Here is a 24,765-nt window from a genome sequence, read left to right on the forward strand (position 1 = left end):
GATCAGTGATCGAGCTCGCGGGCGATGGCTCGCATGACCTCGGAGATCGTCTGCCCGGCCTTGCGGTCCGGGTAGCGACCGCGCTGCAGGTTCGGCTGGACCGTCGCCTCGAGCAGCTTGATCATGTCTTCGACCATGCCGTGCAACTCGTCGGGCGAGCGCCGCTGCTTCTGTTGCGGTGCCGACTCCCGGCGGCCGGCGTTCTGGCGGAGTGTCGGCTGCTCGAGCAGTTCGACCTTGAGCGCTTGCGGGCCGCGGCGTCCGACGGCCATACCGAATTCGACGCGCTGCCCGGGCTTGAGCGCCTCGACGCCTTCGGGCAGCGCGGAGGCGCGGACGTAGACGTCCTCACCGTCGTCCTGGGACAGGAATCCGAATCCCTTTTCGACGTCGTACCACTTCACCTTGCCGGTTGGCACCGCGCTCACCCGCTCCTCGACAGCCGCGCCCCGTGGGCACGCGTGGATTGCACAACAACTGGACATGCACAACGCGCCCCGACTCGGATGGAGCGGGACGCGTAGACGATTGCCAGTGTACCCCGAGTCATTTGCCCGGTTCCGTTCGCAGAGGACTACCGTGGAAGGCGTGGGTACTTCTTCCTCCGCTTCCTCCAAAGCTCCCGGCAACGGCCTCCTCAAGGCCGCCGTTGCGTGTTTCGTCGTCGGTGTCGTCGCAGTCGTCGCCATCTTCCTGGTCCCTGCGCTGACGGACGGAACGCCGGGCCTGCTGCTGTATCTGCTCACGCTCGCGTGGCCGCTCGGTTTCGCCCTGGCTGTCGCATTCGCCCTGAAGTCGGGCCGTCGCGCCCGGGACGGAAGGAACACATGAGGATTCTGCTCAACATCATCTGGCTGATCTTCGGTGGCCTGTGGCTCGCGCTCGGCTACTTCGTGGCCGGCGTGATCTGCTGCATCCTCATCATCACGATCCCCTTCGGGATCGCGTCGTTCCGGATCGGCGTCTATGCGCTGTGGCCGTTCGGCAAAACGACCGTCGAAAAGCCCGGTGCAGGTGCCGCGTCACTGATCGGAAACGTCATCTGGATCCTCGTGGCGGGTATCTGGCTGGCGATCGCCCACATCACCACTGCAGTCGCCATGGCGATCACGATCATCGGCATTCCCCTCGCCGTCGCCAACCTGAAAATGGTCCCGATCTCGCTGATGCCTCTCGGCAGGGAAATCGTTTCGGTGGACGCACGCCCCCAGTACATGTGAGCTTTGTCACATAACGGTGCAGTAACGAACAAGGCTCGAAAGAGGATTAAGTCCCGCCGCCCGTGGCTACCTGCACGTTCGTTCCCGTGACCTTTTCATTACCCATTCTGTGACGCGCCCAGTCGCGCGTTATCAAATGGTGACACTCGACCATCGAACAGTTACGGTCATGACCGGTCGAACCGCCTGGCTCGGCCGGTCCGAATCCGCCGCGCCAAATTCCTGTCCCGCGGACTCGGAGGTCCCGACGAAAGATCCACGGGGACAGGAAACGGGGGACCCAACCGGTCTCCCAGGGAATCGCCCGGCTCGCCGAGCAATTTCCAGGAGGCCCGGGCCGACGCGCGAGCGACGGTCCTAGGGGTGAAGCCGTACCGCTCTTCAAGAGCATGCGATCCGTCACCGACGGAGAGCGACGGCCGGGCTACCTCTTCAGCCCGAACCCGACAGCTGACCTCGTAGGTGCGTACGGAGAGGAAATCACGATCATGAGCGGACGCCATCGCAAGCCCTCCAACACCGGTCGTACCGTCGCGAAGTTCGCGCTGACCGGCGCAGTCCTCGGTGTCACCGGCGTCGCCTTCAGCGGCACCGCTGCGGCAGCCCCCGATTCGGACTGGGACCGCCTCGCACAGTGCGAATCCGGCGGCAACTGGGCCATCAACACCGGCAACGGCTACCACGGTGGCCTGCAGTTCTCCCCGAGCACCTGGAATGCGTACGGCGGCAACGAGTACGCCCCCACCGCAGCGCAGGCCAGCCGCGAGCAGCAGATTGCTGTTGCCGAGCGCGTCCTCGCCGGCCAGGGATGGGGCGCATGGCCGTCCTGCTCCTCGAGCCTGGGCCTGTCCAGCGCCGCCACCCAGCGCGCTGTCGACGCGACCCCGAGCACGCCGGCTACCCCCGCTGCCCCGAGCGTCAGCAACGCCGTGCCGCAGCTTCCCGAGACCGCCGCACTGCCCGTCGAAGCCCAGAACATCATCGCCGGCTTCGAGCAGGGCGTCGAAGCCCTCCAGGACGCAGGCATCCAGCTCGACCCGAGCGTCCTCGACGCCGTCCGCGCCGTTCTTCCCCAGTAGTTTCCACAAAGTCGGCAAAAGAGCCCCGCACCGATGCCGGTGCGGGGCTCTTTGCTGTGCCGTGCGGGCGAACGAGTCGTCCACCTCCGGTACGCCCGGCCCCTTCCGGAGCCGGGCTCGATCGAAGAATCAGCGGTTGATGACCGTCCGGGGATGCGTGTAGGGCAGGTCCTCGACCGGCAGAGGGAAGTGCATGTCCTCGCCGTAGGGCGAGAGCGGGCCGGTGCGCGTGGAGGACAGCTCGGTGACCGCATGGTCTCCGTCCGCCAGCTCCGGCCATCCGCGGTCGACGTACTGTTTCTTCGAAGAGGTAGCCATGCCGCCCATTTTGGCAGGTGAGTTCGTGGTGGGCCACCTCAGGTCTCTAATCTGAAACGGATGACCTCGACCACCCCCGCGCCCGACACCGCACCGGACTCACTCGCCCGGTGGTTGTCGAGCCGACGCGACACCGAACTCGCCGCTGCACTGCACGCGCGACCCGACCTCGTCGTGCCGCCACCTGCGACGATGGCCGTCCTGGCAAGCCGCGCGCAGCAACGGGCATCGGTGTTCCGGGCCGCAGACGACCTGACGACCGCCGACTTCGGCATCATCGCCGCTCTCGCGCGCCTCGGCGCGGTCGAGGCGGCCGTGTCCCGCTCCGAGTTGCTGGGCGTGCTCGACGGCCGCATCCCCGTCAAGTCGACCGACCGGATACTCGGCAAGCTGCGGGGGCTGCTGCTCGTGTGGGGACCCCCCGAGAGTCTCCGGCTCGTCCCCGCCGCGGTGGACACCGTTCCGTGGCGGATCGGCCGCACCGGCGATTCCGACCTGCCGTCGCGGGAAGAACTCGAGGTGATGCTCGACGAACTCGAGCCCGCGCAGCGCGGCATCCTCGACACGCTTGCCCGGACGTCGCCGGTGGGGCGCACCCGTGACGCGGCTCCGGGCACTCCCGAGGACCGGCCCGTCCAGAAGCTTCTCGCCGCGGGACTGCTTCTCCGGGTCGACGACGAGACCGTGGAACTCCCCCATCGCGTGGGCCAGGCGCTCCGTGGCGACGCGCCGTTCGATCCCGGCTCGCTGACCCCTCCCCGCGCACCCAAGGCCGTTCGCGCACTCCCCGACGTCAACGCCACCGCCGGTGGCGCCGCACTCGAACTCCTCCGTCACTGCGAGGACCTTCTGTCGACGCTGAGCCGGCAACCCGCACCCGTTCTCAAGGCCGGAGGTCTGGGGGTACGGGAACTGCACCGGCTGGCGAAGACCGTCGGTATCGACGACCAGCATGCCGCGTTGCTCGTCGAGGTGCTTTCGGCTGCCGGACTTCTCGCCCGCGGAATCCCCGACCCTCCGCCCCCGGGCGATATCGACGACCACTGGGCCCCCACCACATCTGCCGATGCCTGGCTCACGGCCCCCACCGCCCACCGCTGGGCGGTTCTGGCGGGGGCGTGGCTGCAGACGCCCCGCCGACCGTGGATGGCGGGACGGCGCGACCAGGGCGACAAGCCGATCGCCGCGTTGTCCGACGAGGTGAAATCCACGACCGCGGTCCGCGACCGGCACCTGCTGCTGGAGGTGCTCGCCGACGTTCCCGGGTCCGCACCGGGCATCGCCGAGATACGGGCCACCGCAGCGTGGCGGCGGCCGCGCTGGGCGGGCCGCTTCGACCTCGACTCGGTGACCGAGACGATCCGGGAGGCCACCGCGCTCGCTCTGGTCGCCCACGGCAGCCTCTCCTCCGCCGGTAAGGCACTTCTGCACGGTGGTGACGCCGAGTCGGAGATCGCCGCGGCGCTGCCCGAGCCGGTCGACTACGTGCTCGTACAGGCGGACCTGACGATCGTCGCACCCGGCCCGCTCGTGCCCGAGCTTTCCGACCGGATGTCCCTCGTCGCCGACATCGAATCCGCGGGCGCCGCGTCGGTGTACCGCATCAGCGACGCCAGCGTCCGGCGCGCGCTCGACGCCGGAGTAAGCGCCGGCGATCTGCACGCACTGTTCGCCGCCCATTCCCGGACCCCGGTGCCGCAGGCGCTCACCTATCTGATCGACGACGTCGCGCGCCGGCACGGCCGTCTGCGCGCCGGAGTGGCGAGTTCGTTCGTCCGCGCCGACGACCCGGCGCTGCTCGCGGAGGTTCTTTCGGCACCTGTTGCGGCGACGCTGGCCCTTCGTGCCGTCGCCCCGACGGTCGCGATATCGCAGGCACCACTCGCCGAGGTGCTCTCGGAGTTACGCGCTGCGGGGTTCGCGCCCGCGGGTGAGGACTCGTCGGGTGCGGTAGTCGATCTGCGTCCCCGTGGAGCGCGGGTGACGGTGCCGCGCACCCGAGCTCGGTACGCGGGTCCCACGCCTCCGAACGACGAACAACTCGCGACTCTCGTGCGCACGTTGCGCGCCGGGGACCGCACGGAGTCCGCGTCGTCCGGCGCCTCCGCCCGCGGAGACGGCAGCCGTACCGGCGGTGCCGCGACGCTTGCGCTTCTGCAACTCGCGCTGCACGCACACCGCAGCATCACCCTCGGTTACGTGGATGCGCAGGGCGTCGCGACGCGTCGCATCGTCGATCCGGTGGCAGTCGGAGGTGGACAGCTCGAGGCCTTCGATCCGGCTACGGGGTCCGTTCGGAGTTTCGTGCTGCACCGGGTCACCTCGGTCGCGCTCGTCGACTGAGAGCCCGGCATCGGTCGAACGCTCGAAAGCCCGTGCATTCGAGACGGATTCGGCAAAGGTCCTAAACGGCGCCGGCGTCGTCACGGACGAGCACGAACGGTGACGCCGCGATCCGCGACCATGCACCGCCGGCGAACGTCATCCCGAGCAGCGTGCCGTCGTCGAGAGCGCGGAACTCGTCGCGAACCCACCGCCAGGGCACCGGCGCAGACTGTCGCGGGCCGGCGCCGTAGGACACGATCAGCGCGTTCCCGCCATCCAGCCAGGATGCGTCCGGATACGTTCGCGCCGGCAGGATGTCGCGCACGGCGCCGTCGGCGTTCCGCACCAGATTGACCGCGCCACCCGCGCCGTCGAAGCGCTTGCCGTACCAGCGCCGCATGCCCGCGAGAGCGATAGCGCGGGGGGCGACGACACGCAGGACCGCAGGACCGACGAAGACGGCGCGGTACGTCCCCCGTACCGCGTCCGGGGCGGGAGCCCGAAGCTCGGTGAACCGCGCGCGCAGTTGCCCCAGGGACTGCGGCAGTGTGTCGATCGCACTTGCCTGTTCACCGTGCACGAGATCCTCCTTCGCCCGGCCGCGCCCTGCGCGGCAAGTGTTCGCCGTCACAACCTACCGTCGCCCCGTTCTGCACGACAATCGCGGTGCCGATCGAGTTCTACGGCGCGACTGGCTTTTTTCCTGAAATCGGTTATGGTCTGGACTTGTCGAATGTTCGACCATTCCGAAAGGATCGAAAAATGGCCGACAAGGGCAAAAGTCTCAAGAAACCGTCGCAGTCCCTGAAGGAGCGTCGGGCAGAAAAGCGTCAGAAGCAGATCGAGGGGACCGAGTTCATCAAGAAGCGCAAGCGGTACTGAGCGCTCCCCTGCCCCCACGAACTCGGAACACGAAGTGAACACATCCTCAGCCACACTGCTCGATGACCTGTACGAGCAGTTCACAGCTCTAGCCGACCGCACAGGAGCCGATAGCTCCGCGCCTCCTTTCACGCACGGGTTCCGGTCGGCCCTTGCACGCGCACGACTGTTCGTGCTCGACGCACAGGCCCGCGAGTCGTCCCGGACCGTGTAATTCCGGAGTTTCCGGATAGTCGGCGAAAAAGAAATCGAAAGACGGGAACAGAAAAGTGAAAAGGACGATGGCGGCCCTGGACAGAATTCAGGAACGCCTCGAACACGAATTGGATTCTTCACCCGCGCTGTCCGAAAAGGACGCGGGTTACCGGGCCGGTATTTCCGAAGCGCTGGTGTGTCTGATGGAGGTTCGCCGCTCGCTCACAGGGTGAGCCCCACCGCTCCCGCGGCGCGTGGGTGGCGGACTGTGCCTCCGGTCAGGAGAATAGGAGAGTTCTACTCTCGATCCCAGGAGGCATTCGTGGCCGACGGACCCTTGATCGTCCAGTCCGACAAGACCGTGTTGCTCGAGGTCGACCACCCACGTGCCGCCGAAGCCCGACAGGCCATCGCGCCGTTCGCCGAACTCGAGCGGGCCCCCGAGCACATCCACACCTATCGGGTGACACCGCTCGCCCTCTGGAATGCACGGGCGGCCGGCCACGACGCGGAGCAGGTGGTCGATGCGCTGGTCAGCCACTCACGGTTCGCCGTTCCGCAGCCGTTGCTCGTCGACATCGTCGACACGATGGGCCGGTACGGGCGACTGCAACTGGTGAAGAGTCCCGTCCACGGCCTCACGCTGGTGAGCCTGGATCGCGCCGTGCTCGAAGAGGTGCTGCGAAACAAGAAGATCGCGCCCATGCTCGGCGCCCGCATCGACGACGACACCGTAGCGGTGCATCCCAGCGAGCGCGGCCGCGTCAAGCAGATGCTGCTCAAGATCGGCTGGCCGGCCGAGGACCTCGCGGGCTACGTGGACGGTGAGGCACACCCGATCACCCTCGACATGGAGTCGAACCCCTGGCACCTGCGCGACTACCAGGAGATGGCCGCCGATGCCTTCTGGGCGGGCGGATCGGGCGTGGTGGTCCTGCCGTGCGGGGCCGGAAAGACGATGGTCGGTGCTGCCGCCATGGCCAAGGCCGGGGCCACGACGCTGATCCTGGTCACCAACACCGTCGCCGGGCGGCAGTGGAAGCGTGAACTGATCGCACGTACCTCCCTCACCGAGGAGGAGATCGGCGAGTACTCCGGCGAGAAGAAGGAGATCCGCCCGGTCACGATCGCCACCTATCAGGTGATCACCCGCAAGACCAAGGGCGAGTACCGCAACCTCGAGCTGTTCGACTCCCGCGACTGGGGGCTGATGATCTACGACGAGGTGCACCTGCTTCCCGCACCGGTGTTCCGGATGACCGCCGATCTGCAGTCGCGGCGACGCCTGGGCCTCACCGCGACCCTCGTGCGCGAGGACGGCCGGGAAGGTGACGTGTTCTCCCTCATCGGCCCCAAGCGCTACGACGCGCCGTGGAAGGACATCGAGGCGCAGGGGTGGATCGCCCCGGCGGACTGCGTGGAAGTGCGGGTCACGCTCACCGACGCGGAGCGGATGGCCTACGCGGTCGCCGAACCGGAGGAGCGGTACAAGCTGTGCTCGACCGCACGCACCAAGATTCCGGTGGTCGAGTCGATTCTCGCGAAACACGCGGGCGCTCCGACTCTGGTCATCGGTGCCTACATCGACCAGCTCGACGAGCTCGGTGCCGCCCTCGACGCCCCCGTCATCAAGGGGTCGACGCGCAACAAGGAACGCGAGGCGCTGTTCGACCGGTTCCGTGCCGGCGAACTGGGTGTGCTCGTGGTGTCGAAGGTCGCGAACTTCTCCATCGATCTGCCCGAGGCGTCGGTCGCCGTGCAGGTGTCCGGAACGTTCGGCTCACGCCAAGAGGAAGCTCAGCGTCTCGGTCGGTTGCTGCGGCCCAAGCACGACGGCGGGCAGGCGCACTTCTACTCGGTGGTCTCCCGCGACACGCTCGACGCCGAATACGCGGCTCACCGGCAGCGGTTCCTGGCGGAGCAAGGGTACGCGTACCGCATCACCGACGCCGACGACCTGCTCGGACCGCAGATCGGCTGAGGCCACTCGCGCGCGCCGGGACGGTTCCGCCGGGTTGCGGCGCACCCGCGTCCAATATGCTGGACAACGTGCGCCGATTCGAGTTTCCCGTCGACCTGTCCCATGCCAAGGCCGTGAACCAGACACTCGCGGAGGTGCGCAGTCTGCGCCGGTCCGCGGTGGTCGTGGCTCTGTTGTGCGGCGCGGGTGCGGTGTGGCTGTTCGTCCTCGGAAACACCTGGTCGTACATCGTCGGTTCGGTACTCGTCGTCGCTGCGGCAACGTCGGTGTGGGTCGCGTTGTGGGCCCCCCGCAAGGTCGGGACGATCGAGGAGCTCTACCACGACAGTCCGCTGGTTCCGGCGCTGGTCGCGAGGACACGCGCCCGCGGGCTCACCCTCCTTGCACTGATCGATATCGCCAAACCCACCGAGGACGCGCCGGACGGCGCGCAGCGGCATCATTACGCCCTGGTCACCCGCGACGTCCAGGCGATCCCCGGACACCGGGCCAAGGTGGGCGAACGCGTGCCGTGCGTCGCCGTCCTGTCCGACCGCACCACCCGCAACAAGTCCGGCGTGTGGCAGATGGTCAGCCCCATGCCGATCGCCTGGGCCACCCGCGATGCGGCGGTCCTGGCAAAGGCCACCGCAGCGATCGACGAAGCGGAGTGGTCTCTGCTCAAGTCCAAGCTGTCGTCCGCGGACGAGATCAACGCCAGCGACGAGCGCCGCGTCGAACTGGACCTGAAAGAGCTTCCCCCCGGACTGCGCTGAGGTCCGGCCCTCGCTGCTCACCGATGGCACGATCGTCCTCTCCGTGCCCGGACGCGGAGAGGACGACGCGATCGAATCGCGCGCTACGCGAGGTGCGGAAGCACTTCCTTCTCGAGCAGTTCGATGCCTGTCGTGTCGTACGCCGCCTCGGGGAAGTAGAAGATCGCGTATTCCAGGCCCTGCTTCTGCAGCGCAGTGAGGTTCTCGACGATCTGCTCGGGTGTGCCCACCGCGGGCATCCCACGGAACGCACTCAGCGCGCCGTCCGCCTTCTCCGCACCGACGATCGGTTCGAGTCGTGCCCGCAGCGCGTCGAGCCTGTCCTGCACCTCGGCCTCGGTACGGCCGATCGCGACGTTGTAGTTCGCCGACCGCACGATCGCATCGAAATCCGTACCGACATCGGCGCAATGCTCCCGCAGGATTCTCGATTTGTGGGCGAAGCCTTCGGGGGTGCCGTCGAAGTTGGTGTACTGCGCGTATTTTGCCGCAATCTTCAACGTGACCTTCTCGCCGCCGCCGGCGATCCACAGCGGGATGCCGCCCTCCTGGAGAGGCAGCGGCCGCACGATCGCGCCGTCGACCTGGTAGTGCTTGCCGTCGAGGGTCGCCTTCCCCGTGGTCCAGGCCTGCTTGAAGATCTGCACCCCTTCGTCGAGGCGGCGTAGGCGTTCGCCGGCGGACGGGAAACCGTAACCGTAGGCGCGCCATTCCTGCTCGTACCATCCGCCGCCGATACCCATCTCCACTCGCCCACCGGAGATGATGTCGGCGGTCGCCGCCACCTTCGCGAGGTAGGCAGGGTTCCGGTAGCTCATCGCGGTGCACATCTGGCCGAGTCGCACCCGGTCGGTAACCGCACCGAACGCGGACACCAGCGTCCACGCCTCGTGGGTGGCTTCGTCGGTGGGTTCGGGAACGGTGTGGAAGTGGTCGTACACCCAGATCGATTCCCACGGGCCGCGGTCGGCGCGCAGCGCGAGATCGCGCATGACCGGCCACTGCTCGGCAGGATCGATACCGACGAGGTCCAATCTCCAGCCCTGAGGAACGAAAAGTCCGAAGCGCATGTGGGTCCTTCACTCGAATCGAGGGTCTGTGCCCCTTGTTACCCGGCCAAGTATTCAGCTACCCGGCCAAGTATTCAGCTACCCGGCCAAGTATTCCGGAACGGTGCGAGCGCCGCCCGCCGATCCGCCGGGCGGGAACGCGACGACCAGGTGAAGGATTCGTATCCCTCTGCCGGATAGCGTTATTCGGTTCTGTACTGCCGGCCCGCGTCGTCGAGCCTCGCCCGTAACGACACGAGGAGCGGACGTTGCCCCTTGACCAGCTTGGTCTCTGCATCGGACATCCCGATCCAGCGCGCGTCGTCGACTTCGGGGATCGTCAGCGTCTTCCCCGAGCGCGGCGGCCACTCGATTTCACACGTGTTGCTCCCGACGAACTCGAGTTCGGCCGACGTCTCGCCCACGTAGATGCTCACGACCTTGCCGGACGCCTGGCGATAGCGACCGAGCAACGACAACGGCACGTCCGGGGCGGGAAAGCCGCATTCCTCCTCGAACTCGCGCAACGCGATCTCCCGAGGCTCCTCTTCGAGGCCGTATTCGCCTTTGGGCACCGACCACGCCGCGGTGTCCTTGCCCGTCCAGTACGGACCACCGGGATGCACGAGCCACAGTTCCAGCAGTCCGGTGGCGTCGATGCGGTAGAGCAGCAGACCTGCGCTCGTCGCCGGCATCGCTCACCTCCCTGGACCGTCCGGTTCACACCCCCGGACTCCGGTCCGCGACGGTGATCCGGCTCGTAGCATCGAGAATATGCGCGCTTCCGGCCTCGCGGAATCATTCGAGCAACACCGCGTCCACCTCCTGTCGGTCGCGTATCGCCTGACCGGCAGTGTCGCGGACGCCGAGGATGCCGTGCAGGACTCCTGGCTCCGGCTCGCCACCGTCGACGCCTCGGAGATCGGCGATCTGCGCGCATGGCTCACCACCGTGGTGGGCCGGCTGTGCCTCGACAAGCTCCGGTCCGCAGCAGTGCGACGCGAGAAGTACGTGGGGCAGTGGCTGCCCGAACCGATCGTGACCCCGCTGTCCGGTACAGGACCGGTCGATCCGCTCGAACAGGTGGTCCGGAACGAGGACAACCGGCTTGCCGCGCTGATCGTCCTCGACGTGCTCCCACCTTCACAGCGCATCGCATTCGTGTTGCACGACGGATTCGGGATGCCGTTCGACGAGATCGCGCGCATGCTCGGTATCTCGTCGCCGGCAGCACGGCAACTCGCCTCCCGCGCTCGTCGCACCGTGGCCGATACACCGCCCCCGACGCCGGCCGCCGAGCACGACAACGCCGTCGCGGTGCTGATGGCGGCGTTCGCCGCAGGCGACATCGACAGCGTGATCGCGGCGCTGCACCCCGAGGCCAGACTGGTCGCCGACGCCGGCGGTACCACCTCGACCGCCCTCAACGTCGTGGTCGGTGCGAACAAGTTCGCTCGCTTCTTCATTGGGTTGACGCGCCGCTACGGGGCGGGGTCGTTCGCGGCGTTCGAACCGGTCCGTGTCAACGGTGAACTGGGGCTGCTCAACCACGGGCTGCGCGCGGACGACACCCACCGCGGATATCCGGCGCGGGTGACGGCGTGCACTGTCCGAGACGGCCGCGTGTGGGCCGCCTACGACCTCGCCAACCCGGAGAAACTCCGGCGCGGTGTCCTCGTGCCTTTGGGGCACAGCTGAATCCGCGCCCGGGCGCGGGCGACCACCCCTAGGCTCGGGAACATGGAACAACGCCTCAGCTTCGTGACTCTCGCCGTGGAGGACGTCGACCGGGCCCGCGAATTCTATGTGGACGGACTGGGCTGGTCCGCGTTCATCGAAGAACCCGACGAGGTCGTGATGATCCGTGTCGGCGCCCACGTGATCCTGTCGCTTTGGGCCCGAACGGAATTCGAATCGGAGGTGGGCCCGATCTCCCGCACCGGGGTTCCGCCCGTCACGCTCGCCCACAACGTCGCGACCCGCGGCGAGGTGGACGACGTGCTCGAGACGGCTCGACGGGCGGGCGCCGATCCGGTCGGCGAGGGCACCGAGCGTGTGTGGGGCGGCTACACGGGCTACTTCGCCGACCCGGACGGCTTTCGGTGGGAGATCGCCTGGAATCCCGGCTCGATCGCCGAGATCGTCGTACCCGAGTAACTCACTTTCCCGTCGCGTCGGCTTCGTCCGCCCACGGCACACGGCACGCATCGGTACTGAACCCCTGCTCGTGGATGCCGAGGGCCGAGTTCATGCGACCGCGCAGGTTCTCGAGCGCGATCTGGTAGGTCAATTCGACCACGCCCGCAGACCCGAATCTGCGTTGGAGATCGGCGACCTGATCGTCGGTCACCGTGGCGGCGACGTCACCGGTCATCGCGTCCGCATATTCGATCGCTGCCCTCTCGTCGTCGCTGTACAGGTCAGATGTCGCGTAGTCGGCGATGTGGGCGAGCCGGTCGGTGTCGAGACCGTCGAGCCGTTGCAGCATGGTTCCGAAGTCGATGCACCAGGAACATCCGAGCGTCCACGCGACTCGGTACACCGCGATCTCCCGTACGTTCGCCGGCAGCACCTTCGAAGCCCGCTCGACGAGCATCTCGTGCACCGCGCTCGCCCGCATCAGTGCGGGGTGGTGCGCGAGGACCGTGAAGGGTTCGGGAACCACCCCGAAGCGGCGCGCGGCATAGGTGTAGCTCGCGCGGGTCATCAGGTTCGCGTGCTCCGGAGTCACCGGTTCGATTCGTGGCATGACGTCCTCCTGGGTCGGTCGCGGCCCGGAACTCCTCGCCGGTTCCGGAAGAGCCGTTCTCGGGGGAGACGAGATAGCCGTCCCGAATGTGACGCGCCGGACGCTAGGCTTCACGGCGTGGCTGATTCGAGGAGACCGGGGGCAGTACGCACCGTCGCCCGGTTACGACCGTTCGCGTCGACGATCTTCGCCGAGATGACCGAACTCGCGGTCCGGCACGAGGCCATCAATCTGGGCCAGGGGTTCCCGGACGTCGACGGCCCCCCGGAAATGCTCGAAGTCGCACGGCAGGCCATCGCGGACGGTGTCAACCAGTACCCGCCGGGGTCGGGTATCCCGGCGCTGCGTCGGGCCGTCGCCACCGATCGTGCCGCCCGTTACGGACTCGAGCACGATCCCGACGGTGAAGTCCTCGTCACCGTCGGAGCGACGGAAGCGATCAGCGCGGCCATCCTCGGCCTGGTCGAGCCGGGCCAGGAGGTCCTGCTGACCGAGCCGTACTACGACTCCTACGCCGCGGCGGTCGCACTGGCCGGGGCGACGCGCCGGACCGTCGCACTGACTCGCGACGGGGCCGGTTTCGTCCTCGATGTCGACGCGTTGCGCGCCGCGATCACCGACCGCACGCGCATGCTCGTCGTCAACACGCCGCACAACCCCACCGGGACCGTGTACGACGAGGAGTCGCTGATCGCTCTCGCCGAACTCGCATGCGAACACGACCTGCTGGTGCTGTCGGACGAGGTGTACGAGCACCTGGTCTTCGACGGGCGGCGGCACATCCCGCTCGCGTCGCTGCCGGGTATGGCGCAGCGTACGGTGACCGTGTCGAGCGCGGCGAAGACGTTCAACGTCACCGGATGGAAAATCGGCTGGGCACTCGGCCCCCGCGAGTTGATCGACGGGGTGCGTGCCGCGAAGCAATTCCTGACCTTCGTGGGCGGGGCGCCGTTCCAGCCCGCCGTCGCCCACGCCCTGACCCACGAACAGGCGTGGATCGGCTCGATGCGCGACGACCTGCAACGCAAACGCACCTTGCTGTCCAGTGCACTGAAAGATGCAGGATTCGGTGTACTCGACTCGGCGGGAACCTATTTCGTGTGCGCCGACCTGACACCGCTCGGTTACCGCGACGGCATCGCGTTCTGCCGCGAACTCCCGGAACGGATCGGGGTCGCCGCGGTGCCGGTCAGCGTGTTCGTCGACGACACGAAGGCGTGGAACCACCTGGTGCGATTCGCGTTCTGCAAGCGGGACGACGTACTCGAGGAAGCGGTAGGCCGGTTGCGCACACTGCCCGAGGCCGTCTAGACCATGTCGCGGCCCACCATTCCGTCCGATTTCGTGTCGCGGGCGGTCCGCACCGGCGCCGACGCCGGAATCGACCTGCAGCCTGCCCTGGATGCGGCCCGCATCAGCCGCGCGGTCCTCGCACACCCCCATGCGCGGCTCACGCCGGCGCAGGTCAGCCGGTTCACGCAGATGGCATGGCAGATCACGGACGACGAATTGTTCGGGCTCGCACCGGGCCCGGTGCCTCGCGGAATGTTCCGTGTGATGTGCCTGACCTTGATCCACTCTCCCGACCTGTCTCGCGCGCTCAGCCGCATGGTCGAGGTCAACCACGTGGTGCGTTCGCTTCCCCAGTTGTCGCTGACCCCGGGTGAGACGACCACCTATCTCGATATAGCTCTGCCCGAGGTGGTCGACGAGAAGACACGCGTGACCGTCGACTTTTTGTTGATGCTCCTGCACCGGTTCGCGGCGTGGCTGGTCGGCGGCAGAGTCCGGTTGGAGTCGGTGATGATGCCGTACGCCGAACCCGACCACGTGCTCGCCCGGAGTTACGACGCGATGTTCGGCGTCCCAGTGACATTCGGTGCCGGGCGCGCAGCACTGGAGATCCACAATTCGGCACTCACGTCGCCACTCGTGCAATCCGAGGAATCACTCGACGAATATCTCCGTGACTCCCCCAATTTGATTCTCTCCGAACGGGACTACGAGTCGACCGTGTCCGCGCAGGTTCGTCGCATCTTCGAATCCGGGATCAACGGACGCACCGCGACGGCGGAGGACATCGCGGGGATGCTCACGGTGAGCCCACCGCACCTACGCCGATTGCTGCGCCAGGAGGGCACATCGCTCGGGCAGCTGCGTGAGGAAGTGCTCCGCGATCTCGCGATTGCCGGATTGCGACGCGGCGAGCCCGTCGACGACCTGTCGGCCCGCCTCGGGTTCTCCGAGCCGAGCGCGTTCCGGCGCGCATTCAAACGGTGGACGGGCAACACCCCCAGCACCTATCGCGCACACCGATGACGAGCCGCTTTCGCGACGACCGGCCCTGAGGAGTACACCCTCTCAGGTCGCCGATAACGGAATCTGCACGGCATCCGCCCAGCTTGCATAACCGCACGGGGAATGGGAACGTCGGAAGAAGTGAAACTCTGTCGACGCGGGAGAGGGTGAAGCTCCGTTATGTTCGCTGCGGTAAAGGACCAGTATCCGACCCGAAGCCGGACCACGTGTGAATCCTTCGAGAGACCGGATCCGGTTGTGTGGGGTGCGGCCACCGGCGGACCATTGGCCGCAGAGGCCGTCGCCGAATACGATCGCCGAGGATTCCATACCGCAGAAGCACTTCTCCCCGCGAACGACGTCGGAAACCTCCTGGAGGAGACGTCGCGACTCGGTCTCGAACTGGGTGACGACGAGCGCGTGATCCGCGAACAGGGTAGCGGAGATGTGCGTTCGGTCTTCGACGTCCATCTTCTCAGCGATCTCGTTACCTCCATCATCCGACGTCCCGAAATCGCCGGAATTGCAAGACAATTGCTCGGCTCCGAGGTCTACGTCCATCAGTCCCGCCTCAACGTCAAACCGGGATTCCGTGGCGGCCCGTTCTATTGGCACTCGGATTTCGAGACCTGGCACGCCGAGGACGGCATGCCGCGACCGCGGGCGTTGAGCATCTCACTCGCCCTTACCGAAAACTACGGCTACAACGGCGGATTGATGATCATGCCGGGATCGCACCGGACTTTCGTCTCGTGCGCCGGCGATACTCCGGAGAACTACTTCCGCGAGTCGCTCGTCACGCATGTGCCGCCGACGGGATCGCCCGACGAAGACCATCTCACCCGGATGGCCGCCGAATTCGGCATCTCGACCTTCACGGGATCGGCTGGTTCGGCAACGGTATTCGATTCGAACTGCATGCACGGCTCCAACGGAAACATCACCCCGTTCCCGCGCTCGAATCTCTTCGTGGTGTTCAACAGCGTGGAGAACACGCTCGTCGAGCCATTCGCCGCGCAGAGCCCGCGTCCGTCCTATCTCGGAAGCCGCGACTTCACACCGCTGCCCTGATCGGCAGACCGCTCGGGACCGTACCCGCGCGAACCGAGCGCCCGCCGTCCCTGGAAGATCCTCCTCGACCGGGTGCGTCGGGGCGATCTCCGCCGTCACCGCCGCCGTCGAGGGTGCAATCACGACCGCACTCGAACGAGCCCACATAGGTAACGAGCCCACATAGGTGGCAGCACACGTCGAAGGTCCCTGTTGATGGAGTGCTTGATCGAGGAATAACGCCTTGAGCGTCTGCCCGTAATGCCCGGCTGCCTATGGGTACCTACGTCAGGTTGACCACTTGACTTGACCTAATTGACCAAGGACGATCAAGGTATGAGCACGCCACTGAAGAAGGTCGTCGACGATCAGCTGGACGCCAGCGGGATGGCGGCGGAACAGCTCAGCATCGACGACGCACGGTACGTAGCCGAGGGTGTCAAAAATGTGCTGTCGAACCTCAAAGCGCGCCGAACTTGGGAAAAGCACATCGGCCCGATCCTGACCCATAAGCAGACCCTCGACCTGACCGGATGGACCAAGCAGGCTCTCAGCCAAGCGGTCAAAGACAAACGAGTACTGCGCTTGACGGCCAACGACGGCAGTGTCGGGTATTGGTCGGGAGGATTCACCGACACAGCCCCGTACCGTCCGATCCTGGGGATCAAAAACGTTCTTGGCGCGTGGGCTCACTCTGGCGTCGAAGCCTGGACCATTGCCTCATGGATGTCGAGCGCACAGCCGGAGCTCGACGGCCGGACACCTCGACAAGCCCTGCTCGACGGCGACACTGCAGACGTCGAGACGCTGGCCCGTGAAGCTTCGGGACGGCTCGCTTCGTGAGTGCTCCCCGCGCTCGGCAACATCTGAAACCACCGCCGTCCCCGGATGAACTCCGGGGACGGTTCCCGCGATCACCCTGGCCGCACACACGACGATCTACCGCAATCACGCCTCCGGCCTGGGGGCGTGGTGGTTCAGCAGTAACGGCGCCGGACGATTCGACCTCGCAGGATCCGAAGGGACCTGCTACACCGCTGAAAGCGAACTCGTCACTGTGCTCGAGACGTGGAGCGGGATCGACATCATCCCACGTCCGGACACCGCGAAGCGGGACATCTCGGCCGTGACCGTTGACAGGGATCTGCGCCTGGCCGATACAACTTCGAATCAGGCGATCCAGTTCGGCGTGACGGCGGAGATGTTCACTACCTCCGACTATCCGCTGACCCAGCAGTGGTCGAAAGCGTTGCGCAAAGCGGGATTCGACGGAATCCGATACTGGGCACGACACGACTTGGCCCACGTCGACGCATGTATCGCTGTGTTTGCGCCCAGTGGTGACCACACCAGCACCGCAAAGAAGCCTAGTGACTTCGGAGTACTCGGCACCGAGAACCTGCTCGACCGTCCGGATCTGTGGAAGGCATTGGAGCATGAGTCAGGGATTGTGGTCCTCGATATCCCTGGAAGCCTCTGACCACATGCGAGGCGTCGGAAACGGCCCATACGGTCTGTGGACATGACGTTGCAGCTTGCAGTCAGCTCAAGATAATAAACGTCGCTGACCGCTGCGATTGCGAGTGATGCGCGATGGGACGGGACGGTCAGTTACCCGATTGCCACCGGTCCCTGCCGTCGGATCCGGGAGCACACACCATCGGGACACCCTTGACCGTGATCCCCACAGCGCCCGGCGTGCTGCAGAAAGATCCGGGGTGCACGGTCCCTCCCGATTGCTCAGGCGGAGCAGGTGGCGGCGGCGTGTACTCCGGAGCAGGTGGCGGCGGCGTGTACTCCGGAGCGGGTGGCGGCGGCGTGTACTCCGGGGTCTGCGCTCGCGTCGGGGGCGTCCACGGTGCTCCACACAACCTGTCACCCTCGGCACCCATCGATTCCCTCCAGGCCGCGTCGCTGCAAGAGAACTCGAGGGACGCAGCGCTGGTAGGGGCTGGCGTGAATTCCGACATACGTTCGGATGTGCCAGGTGCTTGCGAAGCAGGAACTGTACTCGTAACAGGAGGGGACGTGGTGGTTTGGGGTGCGGTCGCGCTCGCCGAAGGAGTGACCGAATCAGATGTGCGCGTTTGGTCCGACTCCGGGTTCCGTGTCTCGTCCTCGCCGAAGATCGCCCCGAATGCTATGAATCCCACGAGGATGACCGCAACGATCCACGGCCACTTTCGGTGTTTCTTCCCTTTACCTCGGGACGGATCACCACCCTGAGTGGCGGCGGCGGAGCCTTGCGCAGGGGTTTGTGTACCTCTCGGCCTGATTCGGTCTGTCCACTGATTGCCATCCCAGAAACGGTCGATTGACGGGTCATAGGGATCTGGATGCCAGCCTGCAGGGGGATTCATCGTCGGTCCGTTCGGAAGGTGCGTTCCGTCAGGACTTCGCAAACGCCAACCGGTTTGTTACAGGCGGGGAGGAAAGACGGTGAGGCACCCTCGTGATCCTCCAGCGGATACCCGCGGTATCCGCTGGAGGACTTTCACCCTTCGGGCACGGTGCCGAGAGCGGTCAGGCGCGACGCGCCCGAACCGCCTCGGCGAGGCGGTCGAGCTGAACGACGGTGGTCGACCAGTCGATGCACGCATCGGTGATGGACTTGCCGTAGTCGAGCTTGTCGGCCTCACCCAACGTCAGGTCCTGGCGACCTGCCTCGATGAAGCTCTCCAGCATCAGCCCGACGATGCCTTCTTCCCCTGCTTCGAGGCGCTCCGCGATGTCGGTCACGACGTCGACCTGCTTCTCATGGTTCTTGCTGCTGTTTCCGTGGCTCGCGTCGATGACGACGCGCTCCGGCAACCCACCCTTGCGGAGGCGTGCCATCGTGTCGGCGACGGTCTCGGCGTCGTAGTTCGGGCCGGCGCTGCCACCGCGGAGGATGACGTGGCAGTCGGGGTTGCCGACGGTCTGGACGAGTGCGGCCTGTCCGTCGAGGTCGGTGCCGGGGAATACGTGACTGGCAGCCGCGGCACGGGTGCCGTCGACCGCGACCTGCACGTCGCCTTCGGTGGAGTTCTTGATCCCGACCGGCATCGACAGGGCGCTGCACAACTGGCGGTGCACCTGGCTCGCGGCGGTGCGGGCGCCGATCGCACCGTAGGTGACGAGGTCGGCGTAGTACTGCGGGAGGATCGGATCGAGGAATTCGCATCCGACGGGCAGACCGAGGCTCGACACGTCGAGCAGCAGCTTCCGGCCGATCCGCAGGCCGGTGTTGATGTCGTAGCTGCCGTCGAGGTGCGGGTCGTTGAGCAGACCCTTCCAGCCGAGCGTGGTGCGCGGCTTTTCGAAGTACACGCGCATCACGATGTGCAGGTCGTCGCGCAGTTCGTCGGCCTTCGCGGCGAGGCGCCGTGCGTAGTCCATGGCGGCGGCGGGATCGTGGACCGAGCACGGGCCGACGACCACGACGAGGCGGTCGTCGGTGCCGTTCAGGATGTTCACGGTATCGGCGCGACCGGAGCGCACGGTGGCAGCGACGACAGTATCGGGAGCGTATTCGGCGCGGATCTCCGACGGCGCGACCAACGGGCTGATCCGTACGGTGCGCTGCTCGTCGAGGTCGGTGGTGGAGATTCCGGTGGTGGCAGAACTCATCGGGTTGCGTTCCTGTTCTCGGTGAAGGAAGCCGACCCGGAAGAACCCTGAGATCCCGTCGAGCCGGTCTGTATCCGGCTCGTGGGTGAGAAAGTCAGCGCGCGGTCACGCCGACCGACCCACCCAGGGCCGGCCCGCTAAACCAAAAATAGGTGCGCTGCATAGCGACGGACTCTACCAGACGACTCCGAAACGGCTTTCGCGAGCGGCCTCCCGGTCCACCGCGCACGAACCTCGACTCACGGAGCCATGCCGGTATCCTGCTGTGCTGCAACGTAATACATGTCGATCCGGGGGACGGCTCCAGCCGTTTCCTCACGGTGCCCTCACCTGCCCCTGGGCCATCGCCCGTCGCGCAGGATGTCGCTTATCGTGTCGGCGAGCGGCCCGGGCTCGCCTGCGAGCAGGGCGAGGTGGATCGCTTCGAGGGTCGCGTTGCGTTTCCGGATGACGTCGGTCATGCACCCCTTGGTGAAATCACTGGCGAGGAGGGCGGCGTCCTGAATGTCGTACAACTCGAGGATTCGGGCGAGTTCGTAAACGCCCAGCTCCACCGTGCCCGAGAGCGAATCGGCCTCGGTGGCATCCGCGAGGCGGCGACGGATGCCGGCGAGAAGCACATCGTCGGCGGGAGAGTCGTCTCTGTTCACCACCGGATCCTAGATTCCCGGCGCCGGCATGCTCGCCTACCGCCACGGCACGCGCTCCGGGTCGCGCAGCATCCGGCGGGCCGTCGACATGCGATGCACCTCGTCGGGGCCGTCGTAGATCCGGGCGTACCGAGCGCGCCGGTACATCGCCTCGAGCGGTGTGTCCGCGGTCAGCCCCAGCGCGCCGTGCACCTGGATCGCCCGGTCGACGACGTCGTGGAGCATTCGCGCTCCCCAGAACTTGATGAGGCCGATCTGCACCCGGGCGTCGTCACCTGCATCCATGACGCGGGCGGCGTCCAATGTCATGAGGCGCGCCGCCTGGATCTGCGCGGCCGATTCGGCGACGTACCGCTGGATCTCCCCTTTGTCGGCGAGCACGGACCCGTGCGCGAAGCGGCTGTTCGCGCGGTCACACATCAATTCGAATGCGCGTTGCGCCTGCCCGAGCCAGCGCATGCAGTGGAATATCCGGCCGGGACCGAGCCGATCCTGCGCGACCAGGAACCCGTTGCCGCGCCCACCGAGCACGTTGCCCATGGGAACTATGACGTCGGTGTAGCGCACCTCGTAGTGGTCGCTGGGGTCGTACCCCATCGTCGGAACGGACCTGACGATCTCGAATCCCGGTGTATCGGTCGGGACGATGACAGCGCTGATGCTGCGATGGAGCGGTGTGGAGTCGGGCTCGGTGCGCGCGAACACCGTGCAGAAAGCGGCCTGCCGCGCACCGGTGGTGAACCACTTGTGACCGTTGATCACCCACTCGTCTCCGTCCTGCCGGGCGGTGGTCTGCACCAGCACCGGATCGGACCCGGCCACCTCGGGCTCGGTCATGCCGACCGACGGCAGGATCTCACCGGAGACGAGGCCGGGAACCCATCGCCGGCGCTGTTCCTCGGTGCCGTGTCGATGCAGCATCAGTGCGTCCTGCATCGACACCGATCCGACGGCGAGCTGACCGAACTCGGACCGGCCGATGATCTCGTTGAGATAGACGAAGTCCAGGAACGGAACTCCCCCGCCCCCGATCTCCTCGGGGTGCCCGAGCGCCCATAGTCCGAGTTCCTTCGCGCGCCTCTTCAATCCGTCCAGTGCTGCGGCGCCGTCGTCGTCCTGTCGCGACAACTCGGCCTCGAGCGGGATAACCTCGTCGTCGACAAACGAACGCATCCGGGTGCACAGTTCGGCCACCCGCCCCTCCGGCCGATTCGCAGTCATGGGCGCCAATGTATCCGCACACATGCGCCCTCACATCGCTTTCAGCTGGGCAGGGTGTGGAGCGCCCGCCGCCGGGGAACCCTGATGATCCGCCCTGCAATGTGACGAGCCCGGAGGTTTCATGCCAGCAGAAGGCCCAGCCGATCCGACCGCCCCAGCCGTGGAACACGAGCACACCTCGGACGGGCACATCGTCGAGACACGGTCGGAGGATTTCGCACATGCACGCAACCTTCCCGTCGACCCCGACTGGTTCAAGACCGCGGTGTTCTACGAGGTACTGGTGCGTGCGTTCAACGACTCGAACCACGACGGGACCGGTGACATACGCGGGCTGACGGAGAAGCTCGACTACATCGCATGGCTCGGTGCCGATTGCATCTGGTTGCCTCCGTTCTACGACTCCCCGCTCCGGGACGGCGGGTACGACATCCGCGACTTCCGTGCCGTATTACCGGAATTCGGGACGGTCGACGATTTCGTGACGTTCCTCGACGAAGCACACAAGCGGGGCATCCGTGTCGTAACCGACCTCGTCATGAACCACACCTCGGATACACACGCCTGGTTCCAGGAGTCCCGCAACGAACCCGACGGGCCGTACGGCGATTTCTACGTGTGGTCCGACACCGAGGACATGTACAAGGACGCCCGCATCATCTTCGTCGACACGGAGACCTCGAACTGGACGTGGGATCCCGTACGCAAGCAGTACTACTGGCACCGCTTCTTCTCGCATCAGCCGGACCTGAACTACGACAACCCCGAGGTTCAGGACGCCATGCTCGACGTCCTCCGCTTCTGGCTGGACCTCGGCATCGACGGCTTCCGTCTCGACGCAGTGCCGTACCTGTTCGAGCGCGAGGGCACCAACTGTGAAAACCTCCCCGAGACGCACGCTTTCTTGAAGAAGTGCCGCGCGGTGATCGATGCCGAGTATCCCGGCCGTGTCATGTTGGCCGAGGCCAACCAGTGGCCGACGGACGTCGTCGAATACTTCGGCGAACCCGAGATCGGCGACGAGTGCCACATGGCATTCCACTTCCCGTTGATGCCCAGGATCTTCATGGCGGTGCGTCGCCAGAACCGTTTCCCGATCTCGGAGATCCTCGCGCAGACCCCGTCGATCCCGCGCACCGCGCAGTGGGGAATCTTCCTGCGCAACCACGACGAACTCACGCTCGAGATGGTCACCGACGAAGAGCGCGACTACATGTACTCCGAGTACGTCACCGATCCCCGGATGCGGGCGAACATCGGCATCCGGCGACGTCTCGCGCCTCTGCTCGAGAACGACCGGAACCAGCTCGAATTGTTCACCGCGCTTCTGCTGAGTCTGCCCGGGTCTCCGGTGCTGTACTACGGCGACGAGATCGGTATGGGCGACAACATCTGGCTCGGCGACCGCGACGCGGTGCGCACGCCGATGCAGTGGACACCCGACCGCAATGCGGGTTTCTCCCGCGCTGATCCGGCGCGGCTGTATCTTCCGACCATCATGGATCCCACGTACGGATACCAAGCGGTCAACATCGAGTCGCAGCTCAACTCGACGAACTCGCTGCTGCATTGGACTCGCCGGATGATCCAGGTGCGAAAGCAGCATCCGGCTTTCGGCAAGGCCGCATTCACCGAACTCGGCAGCGCCAACCCCGCTGTCCTGTCGTATCTCCGCGAGATGGAATCCGGGCCGGATCGCAACTACAGCGACGTGATCCTCTGCGTGAACAACCTGTCCCGGTATCCGCAGGCCGTCGTACTGGATCTGTCGAGGTTCGCCGGGTGGATCCCGGTGGAGCTCACCGGATCCGTACCGTTCCCATCGATCACCGAGGAGGGCTACATGCTCACGCTCCCGGGACACGGGTTCTTCTGGTTCGCTCTGCAACCCGATCCCACGACGGAAGGTGCGGGCACACATCCTGTCAGCAGCGAAGCGGAAGCCGCGGTAAAGCCATGACCGAGAACGACAGCCGTTACCCGGGCGCCGACCTCGAAGCCGCTCTGGCGCGGTGGCTCCCCCGTCAGCGATGGTTTGCCGCCAAGGGGCACACCGTCACCGGTGTCCGGATCGTATTACGGCAGGCGCTCGCCGAAGGGCCCGGGTTCGGCGCCGAACATGTGCTGGTGGCGGTCGACTTCGAGGACACACCCGAGCAGATCTACCAGGTGCCGTTGGGCTATCGATCCCACCTGCCCGACGAACTGACCCCGTGGACGGTGGCGACGCCCGACGATGCCGGGCACAGCGTGTTCGTCTACGACGGTTTGCGCGATCAGGAGATCATCGGCCTGTACGCCCGGAGCTTGAGCAGCGGCAAGCCGAAGGGCACCGTCGACCTGCACACCGTCCCGGGGTCCGAATTCGAGATGGACGTACGTGGACGCCCGCTCGGTGCGGAACAGTCGAACACGTCGGTGGTCCTCGGGGAACGTCTCCTGCTCAAGATGTTCCGTCGGCTCACTCTCGGTATCAATCCGGACGTCGAACTGCACCTCGCGCTGAGCGAGGTGGGATGCCGGTCGGTGGCGCCACTTCGGGCCTGGATCGACGCCGACGTCGAAGGGGTCCGCACGACGCTCGCGATGGCGCAGGATTTCGCCGCCAACTCCGCCGACGGATGGGCGATGGCGCTCGGAAGCATCCGTGATCTGCTCATCGAAGGCGATCTGCGAGCCGACGAAGTCGGTACGGATTTCGCCGGTGAGTCGTATCGGATGGGTACGGCCGTCGCCGAGGTCCATTCGGATCTCGCTGCCGCACTGGGGGAATCACAGCGTCCCGCGTCCGGACTCGCCGCTGCGATGTCCCGCAGGCTCGAGGCTGCCGCCGCCGAAGTCGAGGAACTGGCCGAATTCGTGCCCGCGATACAAGCACGATTCGACGAGGCCGCCGCGGTCGGCCCTGTGACGGTGCAGCGCATTCACGGCGACCTCCATCTCGGACAGGTGTTGCGCACACCGGAACGGTGGTTGCTCATCGACTTCGAGGGCGAACCCGCGAAGTCGCTGGTCGAGCGGCGGCACCCCGACACTCCCCTGCGCGACGTCGCCGGGATGCTGCGTTCTTTCGATTACGCCGCGCACCACTCGGTGCGAGAGCGGGAACCCGACACTGCCACAGCGCAGCGCGAGTTCCGGGCGCGCGAATGGGCAGAACGCAACTCTGCCGCGTTCTGCGACGGATACGCCGCGTCGTCGGGATCCGATCCGCGGGACATCGGGGCGCTGTTGCGGGCATACGAGATCGACAAGGCCGTGTACGAGGTGGTGTACGAGGCGAGACACCGTCCGGCGTGGCTGAGGCTGCCTCTCAACGCCATTCGGCGGTTGTCGCAGGACTGAGCTCCACGTACACGAAGGGGCGGGTGTGTGCACTGCACA

Annotated in this window: 27 protein-coding genes and 1 riboswitch; of the genes, 17 read left to right on the top strand and 10 right to left on the bottom strand. The window is 66.2% G+C overall.

Going from position 1 to position 24,765, the window contains the following annotated elements:
• Nucleotides 1–2: 2 nt before the first annotated feature.
• A complete protein-coding gene (locus RDCOP1_RS14510) occupies nt 3–419 on the bottom strand; it encodes a cold-shock protein (protein WP_174555820.1) in 417 nt (138 codons plus the stop codon).
• A gap of 169 nt (nt 420–588) precedes the next feature.
• Between RDCOP1_RS14510 and RDCOP1_RS14515 the strand changes: the two genes are divergently transcribed.
• The 3 genes from RDCOP1_RS14515 to RDCOP1_RS14525 all read left to right on the top strand — a co-directional run bounded on the left by RDCOP1_RS14515 (nt 589) and on the right by RDCOP1_RS14525 (nt 2,299).
• Nucleotides 589–831, top strand: a complete 243-nt coding sequence (locus tag RDCOP1_RS14515; RefSeq protein ID WP_072701749.1) for a hypothetical protein — start codon at nt 589–591, stop codon at nt 829–831.
• Nucleotides 828–1,220 carry a YccF domain-containing protein gene (locus tag RDCOP1_RS14520; protein WP_072701751.1) on the top strand — a complete coding sequence of 131 codons (393 nt, stop codon included), beginning with the start codon at nt 828–830 and terminating at the stop codon, nt 1,218–1,220. The genes RDCOP1_RS14515 and RDCOP1_RS14520 overlap by 4 nt, the downstream gene beginning before the upstream one ends.
• Before the next feature lie 247 nt (nt 1,221–1,467).
• A riboswitch (cyclic di-AMP (ydaO/yuaA leader) is annotated at nt 1,468–1,701 on the top strand.
• 7 nt (nt 1,702–1,708) lie between these two features.
• A complete protein-coding gene (locus RDCOP1_RS14525; protein ID WP_072702022.1) occupies nt 1,709–2,299 on the top strand; it encodes a transglycosylase family protein in 591 nt (196 codons plus the stop codon).
• Between the two features lie 129 nt (nt 2,300–2,428).
• On the opposite strand, the gene RDCOP1_RS14530 is transcribed toward RDCOP1_RS14525, so the two are convergent.
• Nucleotides 2,429–2,617, bottom strand: a complete 189-nt coding sequence (locus RDCOP1_RS14530) for a hypothetical protein (RefSeq protein WP_072702024.1) — start codon at nt 2,615–2,617, stop codon at nt 2,429–2,431.
• Nucleotides 2,618–2,677: 60 nt separating this feature from the next.
• On the opposite strand from RDCOP1_RS14530, the gene RDCOP1_RS14535 reads away from it, so the two are divergent.
• A complete protein-coding gene (locus tag RDCOP1_RS14535) occupies nt 2,678–4,960 on the top strand; it encodes a helicase-associated domain-containing protein (protein WP_072701753.1) in 2,283 nt (760 codons plus the stop codon).
• Between the two features lie 61 nt (nt 4,961–5,021).
• Here the strand turns inward: RDCOP1_RS14535 and RDCOP1_RS14540 are convergent, their stop codons facing one another.
• Nucleotides 5,022–5,522, bottom strand: coding sequence for a hypothetical protein (locus tag RDCOP1_RS14540; protein WP_231922998.1), 501 nt, complete (start codon nt 5,520–5,522; stop codon nt 5,022–5,024).
• Between the two features lie 86 nt (nt 5,523–5,608).
• On the opposite strand from RDCOP1_RS14540, the gene RDCOP1_RS21365 reads away from it, so the two are divergent.
• From RDCOP1_RS21365 to RDCOP1_RS14555, 4 genes are all read left to right on the top strand, one after another.
• On the top strand, nt 5,609–5,824 hold the full coding sequence (locus tag RDCOP1_RS21365; RefSeq protein WP_143152198.1) for a hypothetical protein: 216 nt from the start codon (nt 5,609–5,611) through the stop codon (nt 5,822–5,824).
• A gap of 281 nt (nt 5,825–6,105) precedes the next feature.
• Nucleotides 6,106–6,252 carry a hypothetical protein gene (locus RDCOP1_RS21535; protein ID WP_169848902.1) on the top strand — a complete coding sequence of 49 codons (147 nt, stop codon included), beginning with the start codon at nt 6,106–6,108 and terminating at the stop codon, nt 6,250–6,252.
• A gap of 89 nt (nt 6,253–6,341) precedes the next feature.
• On the top strand, nt 6,342–8,000 hold the full coding sequence (locus RDCOP1_RS14550; RefSeq protein ID WP_072701757.1) for a DNA repair helicase XPB: 1,659 nt from the start codon (nt 6,342–6,344) through the stop codon (nt 7,998–8,000).
• A gap of 68 nt (nt 8,001–8,068) precedes the next feature.
• Entirely contained in the window at nt 8,069–8,755 is a 687-nt protein-coding gene (locus RDCOP1_RS14555) for a DUF3239 domain-containing protein (protein WP_072702027.1), read from the top strand.
• Between the two features lie 83 nt (nt 8,756–8,838).
• On the opposite strand, the gene RDCOP1_RS14560 is transcribed toward RDCOP1_RS14555, so the two are convergent.
• Nucleotides 8,839–9,825 carry an LLM class F420-dependent oxidoreductase gene (locus RDCOP1_RS14560; protein ID WP_072701759.1) on the bottom strand — a complete coding sequence of 329 codons (987 nt, stop codon included), beginning with the start codon at nt 9,823–9,825 and terminating at the stop codon, nt 8,839–8,841.
• A gap of 182 nt (nt 9,826–10,007) precedes the next feature.
• Nucleotides 10,008–10,499 (bottom strand): NUDIX hydrolase, encoded by a 492-nt coding sequence (locus tag RDCOP1_RS14565; RefSeq protein WP_072701761.1) that lies wholly within the window; start codon nt 10,497–10,499, stop codon nt 10,008–10,010.
• A gap of 79 nt (nt 10,500–10,578) precedes the next feature.
• Here RDCOP1_RS14565 and RDCOP1_RS14570 point away from each other — a divergent pair, with 79 nt between their 5' ends.
• Together RDCOP1_RS14570 and RDCOP1_RS14575 are read left to right on the top strand one after the other, a co-directional pair.
• Nucleotides 10,579–11,502, top strand: a complete 924-nt coding sequence (locus tag RDCOP1_RS14570) for a sigma-70 family RNA polymerase sigma factor (protein WP_072701763.1) — start codon at nt 10,579–10,581, stop codon at nt 11,500–11,502.
• A gap of 42 nt (nt 11,503–11,544) precedes the next feature.
• Complete coding sequence (locus RDCOP1_RS14575; protein ID WP_072701765.1) at nt 11,545–11,961, top strand: VOC family protein; 417 nt, start codon at nt 11,545–11,547, stop codon at nt 11,959–11,961.
• Nucleotide 11,962: 1 nt separating this feature from the next.
• Here the strand turns inward: RDCOP1_RS14575 and RDCOP1_RS14580 are convergent, their stop codons facing one another.
• The gene (locus RDCOP1_RS14580; protein ID WP_072701767.1) at nt 11,963–12,553 is read right to left on the bottom strand and encodes a carboxymuconolactone decarboxylase family protein; all 591 of its coding nucleotides are present in this window, start codon (nt 12,551–12,553) and stop codon (nt 11,963–11,965) included.
• A gap of 117 nt (nt 12,554–12,670) precedes the next feature.
• On the opposite strand from RDCOP1_RS14580, the gene RDCOP1_RS14585 reads away from it, so the two are divergent.
• The 5 genes from RDCOP1_RS14585 to RDCOP1_RS14605 all read left to right on the top strand — a co-directional run bounded on the left by RDCOP1_RS14585 (nt 12,671) and on the right by RDCOP1_RS14605 (nt 17,381).
• Complete coding sequence (locus RDCOP1_RS14585; protein ID WP_072701769.1) at nt 12,671–13,864, top strand: pyridoxal phosphate-dependent aminotransferase; 1,194 nt, start codon at nt 12,671–12,673, stop codon at nt 13,862–13,864.
• Between the two features lie 3 nt (nt 13,865–13,867).
• The gene (locus RDCOP1_RS14590) at nt 13,868–14,872 is read left to right on the top strand and encodes an AraC family transcriptional regulator (RefSeq protein WP_072701771.1); all 1,005 of its coding nucleotides are present in this window, start codon (nt 13,868–13,870) and stop codon (nt 14,870–14,872) included.
• 159 nt (nt 14,873–15,031) lie between these two features.
• Nucleotides 15,032–15,922 (top strand): ectoine hydroxylase, encoded by an 891-nt coding sequence (thpD, locus tag RDCOP1_RS14595; protein ID WP_072701773.1) that lies wholly within the window; start codon nt 15,032–15,034, stop codon nt 15,920–15,922.
• A gap of 315 nt (nt 15,923–16,237) precedes the next feature.
• Entirely contained in the window at nt 16,238–16,744 is a 507-nt protein-coding gene (locus RDCOP1_RS14600; protein WP_072701775.1) for a hypothetical protein, read from the top strand.
• Nucleotides 16,745–16,862: 118 nt separating this feature from the next.
• The gene (locus RDCOP1_RS14605) at nt 16,863–17,381 is read left to right on the top strand and encodes an RES family NAD+ phosphorylase (protein WP_231923048.1); all 519 of its coding nucleotides are present in this window, start codon (nt 16,863–16,865) and stop codon (nt 17,379–17,381) included.
• 127 nt (nt 17,382–17,508) lie between these two features.
• On the opposite strand, the gene RDCOP1_RS22025 is transcribed toward RDCOP1_RS14605, so the two are convergent.
• The 4 genes from RDCOP1_RS22025 to RDCOP1_RS14630 all read right to left on the bottom strand — a co-directional run bounded on the left by RDCOP1_RS22025 (nt 17,509) and on the right by RDCOP1_RS14630 (nt 21,381).
• Nucleotides 17,509–18,261, bottom strand: coding sequence for a DUF2510 domain-containing protein (locus RDCOP1_RS22025; protein ID WP_111731599.1), 753 nt, complete (start codon nt 18,259–18,261; stop codon nt 17,509–17,511).
• 163 nt (nt 18,262–18,424) lie between these two features.
• Nucleotides 18,425–19,510 carry a 3-deoxy-7-phosphoheptulonate synthase gene (locus RDCOP1_RS14620; protein ID WP_072701779.1) on the bottom strand — a complete coding sequence of 362 codons (1,086 nt, stop codon included), beginning with the start codon at nt 19,508–19,510 and terminating at the stop codon, nt 18,425–18,427.
• A 326-nt stretch (nt 19,511–19,836) separates the two neighbouring features.
• Complete coding sequence (locus RDCOP1_RS14625) at nt 19,837–20,160, bottom strand: hypothetical protein (protein ID WP_143152199.1); 324 nt, start codon at nt 20,158–20,160, stop codon at nt 19,837–19,839.
• 36 nt (nt 20,161–20,196) lie between these two features.
• A complete protein-coding gene (locus RDCOP1_RS14630) occupies nt 20,197–21,381 on the bottom strand; it encodes an acyl-CoA dehydrogenase family protein (protein WP_174555818.1) in 1,185 nt (394 codons plus the stop codon).
• Nucleotides 21,382–21,502: 121 nt separating this feature from the next.
• Here RDCOP1_RS14630 and treS point away from each other — a divergent pair, with 121 nt between their 5' ends.
• Together treS and RDCOP1_RS14640 are read left to right on the top strand one after the other, a co-directional pair.
• Nucleotides 21,503–23,341, top strand: a complete 1,839-nt coding sequence (gene treS, locus RDCOP1_RS14635) for a maltose alpha-D-glucosyltransferase (RefSeq protein ID WP_072701783.1) — start codon at nt 21,503–21,505, stop codon at nt 23,339–23,341.
• On the top strand, nt 23,338–24,726 hold the full coding sequence (locus RDCOP1_RS14640) for a maltokinase N-terminal cap-like domain-containing protein (protein WP_072701785.1): 1,389 nt from the start codon (nt 23,338–23,340) through the stop codon (nt 24,724–24,726). Before treS ends, RDCOP1_RS14640 begins: the two co-directional genes overlap by 4 nt.
• The last annotated feature ends 39 nt before the right edge of the window (nt 24,727–24,765 follow it).

The organism is Rhodococcus coprophilus NBRC 100603 (assembly GCF_001895045.1).
Classification (GTDB): domain Bacteria; phylum Actinomycetota; class Actinomycetes; order Mycobacteriales; family Mycobacteriaceae; genus Rhodococcus; species Rhodococcus coprophilus.

Bases quoted from the DNA above. Each gene is read 5' to 3' on its own strand.
- RDCOP1_RS14525 (WP_072702022.1), top strand. From the start codon at position 1,709: ATGAGCGGACGCCATCGCAAGCCCTCCAACACCGGTCGTACCGTCGCG.
- RDCOP1_RS14575 (WP_072701765.1), top strand. From the start codon at position 11,545: ATGGAACAACGCCTCAGCTTCGTGACTCTCGCCGTGGAGGACGTCGAC.
- RDCOP1_RS14565 (WP_072701761.1), bottom strand. From the start codon at position 10,499: ATGCCGGCGACGAGCGCAGGTCTGCTGCTCTACCGCATCGACGCCACC.
- RDCOP1_RS14580 (WP_072701767.1), bottom strand. From the start codon at position 12,553: ATGCCACGAATCGAACCGGTGACTCCGGAGCACGCGAACCTGATGACC.
- RDCOP1_RS21535 (WP_169848902.1), top strand. From the start codon at position 6,106: ATGGCGGCCCTGGACAGAATTCAGGAACGCCTCGAACACGAATTGGAT.
- treS (WP_072701783.1), top strand. From the start codon at position 21,503: ATGCCAGCAGAAGGCCCAGCCGATCCGACCGCCCCAGCCGTGGAACAC.
- thpD (WP_072701773.1), top strand. From the start codon at position 15,032: ATGTTCGCTGCGGTAAAGGACCAGTATCCGACCCGAAGCCGGACCACG.
- RDCOP1_RS14630 (WP_174555818.1), bottom strand. From the start codon at position 21,381: ATGACTGCGAATCGGCCGGAGGGGCGGGTGGCCGAACTGTGCACCCGG.
- RDCOP1_RS22025 (WP_111731599.1), bottom strand. From the start codon at position 18,261: ATGAATCCCCCTGCAGGCTGGCATCCAGATCCCTATGACCCGTCAATC.
- RDCOP1_RS14590 (WP_072701771.1), top strand. From the start codon at position 13,868: ATGTCGCGGCCCACCATTCCGTCCGATTTCGTGTCGCGGGCGGTCCGC.
- RDCOP1_RS14600 (WP_072701775.1), top strand. From the start codon at position 16,238: ATGAGCACGCCACTGAAGAAGGTCGTCGACGATCAGCTGGACGCCAGC.
- RDCOP1_RS14640 (WP_072701785.1), top strand. From the start codon at position 23,338: ATGACCGAGAACGACAGCCGTTACCCGGGCGCCGACCTCGAAGCCGCT.
- RDCOP1_RS14520 (WP_072701751.1), top strand. From the start codon at position 828: ATGAGGATTCTGCTCAACATCATCTGGCTGATCTTCGGTGGCCTGTGG.
- RDCOP1_RS14620 (WP_072701779.1), bottom strand. From the start codon at position 19,510: ATGAGTTCTGCCACCACCGGAATCTCCACCACCGACCTCGACGAGCAG.
- RDCOP1_RS14535 (WP_072701753.1), top strand. From the start codon at position 2,678: ATGACCTCGACCACCCCCGCGCCCGACACCGCACCGGACTCACTCGCC.
- RDCOP1_RS14570 (WP_072701763.1), top strand. From the start codon at position 10,579: ATGCGCGCTTCCGGCCTCGCGGAATCATTCGAGCAACACCGCGTCCAC.
- RDCOP1_RS14530 (WP_072702024.1), bottom strand. From the start codon at position 2,617: ATGGCTACCTCTTCGAAGAAACAGTACGTCGACCGCGGATGGCCGGAG.
- RDCOP1_RS14560 (WP_072701759.1), bottom strand. From the start codon at position 9,825: ATGCGCTTCGGACTTTTCGTTCCTCAGGGCTGGAGATTGGACCTCGTC.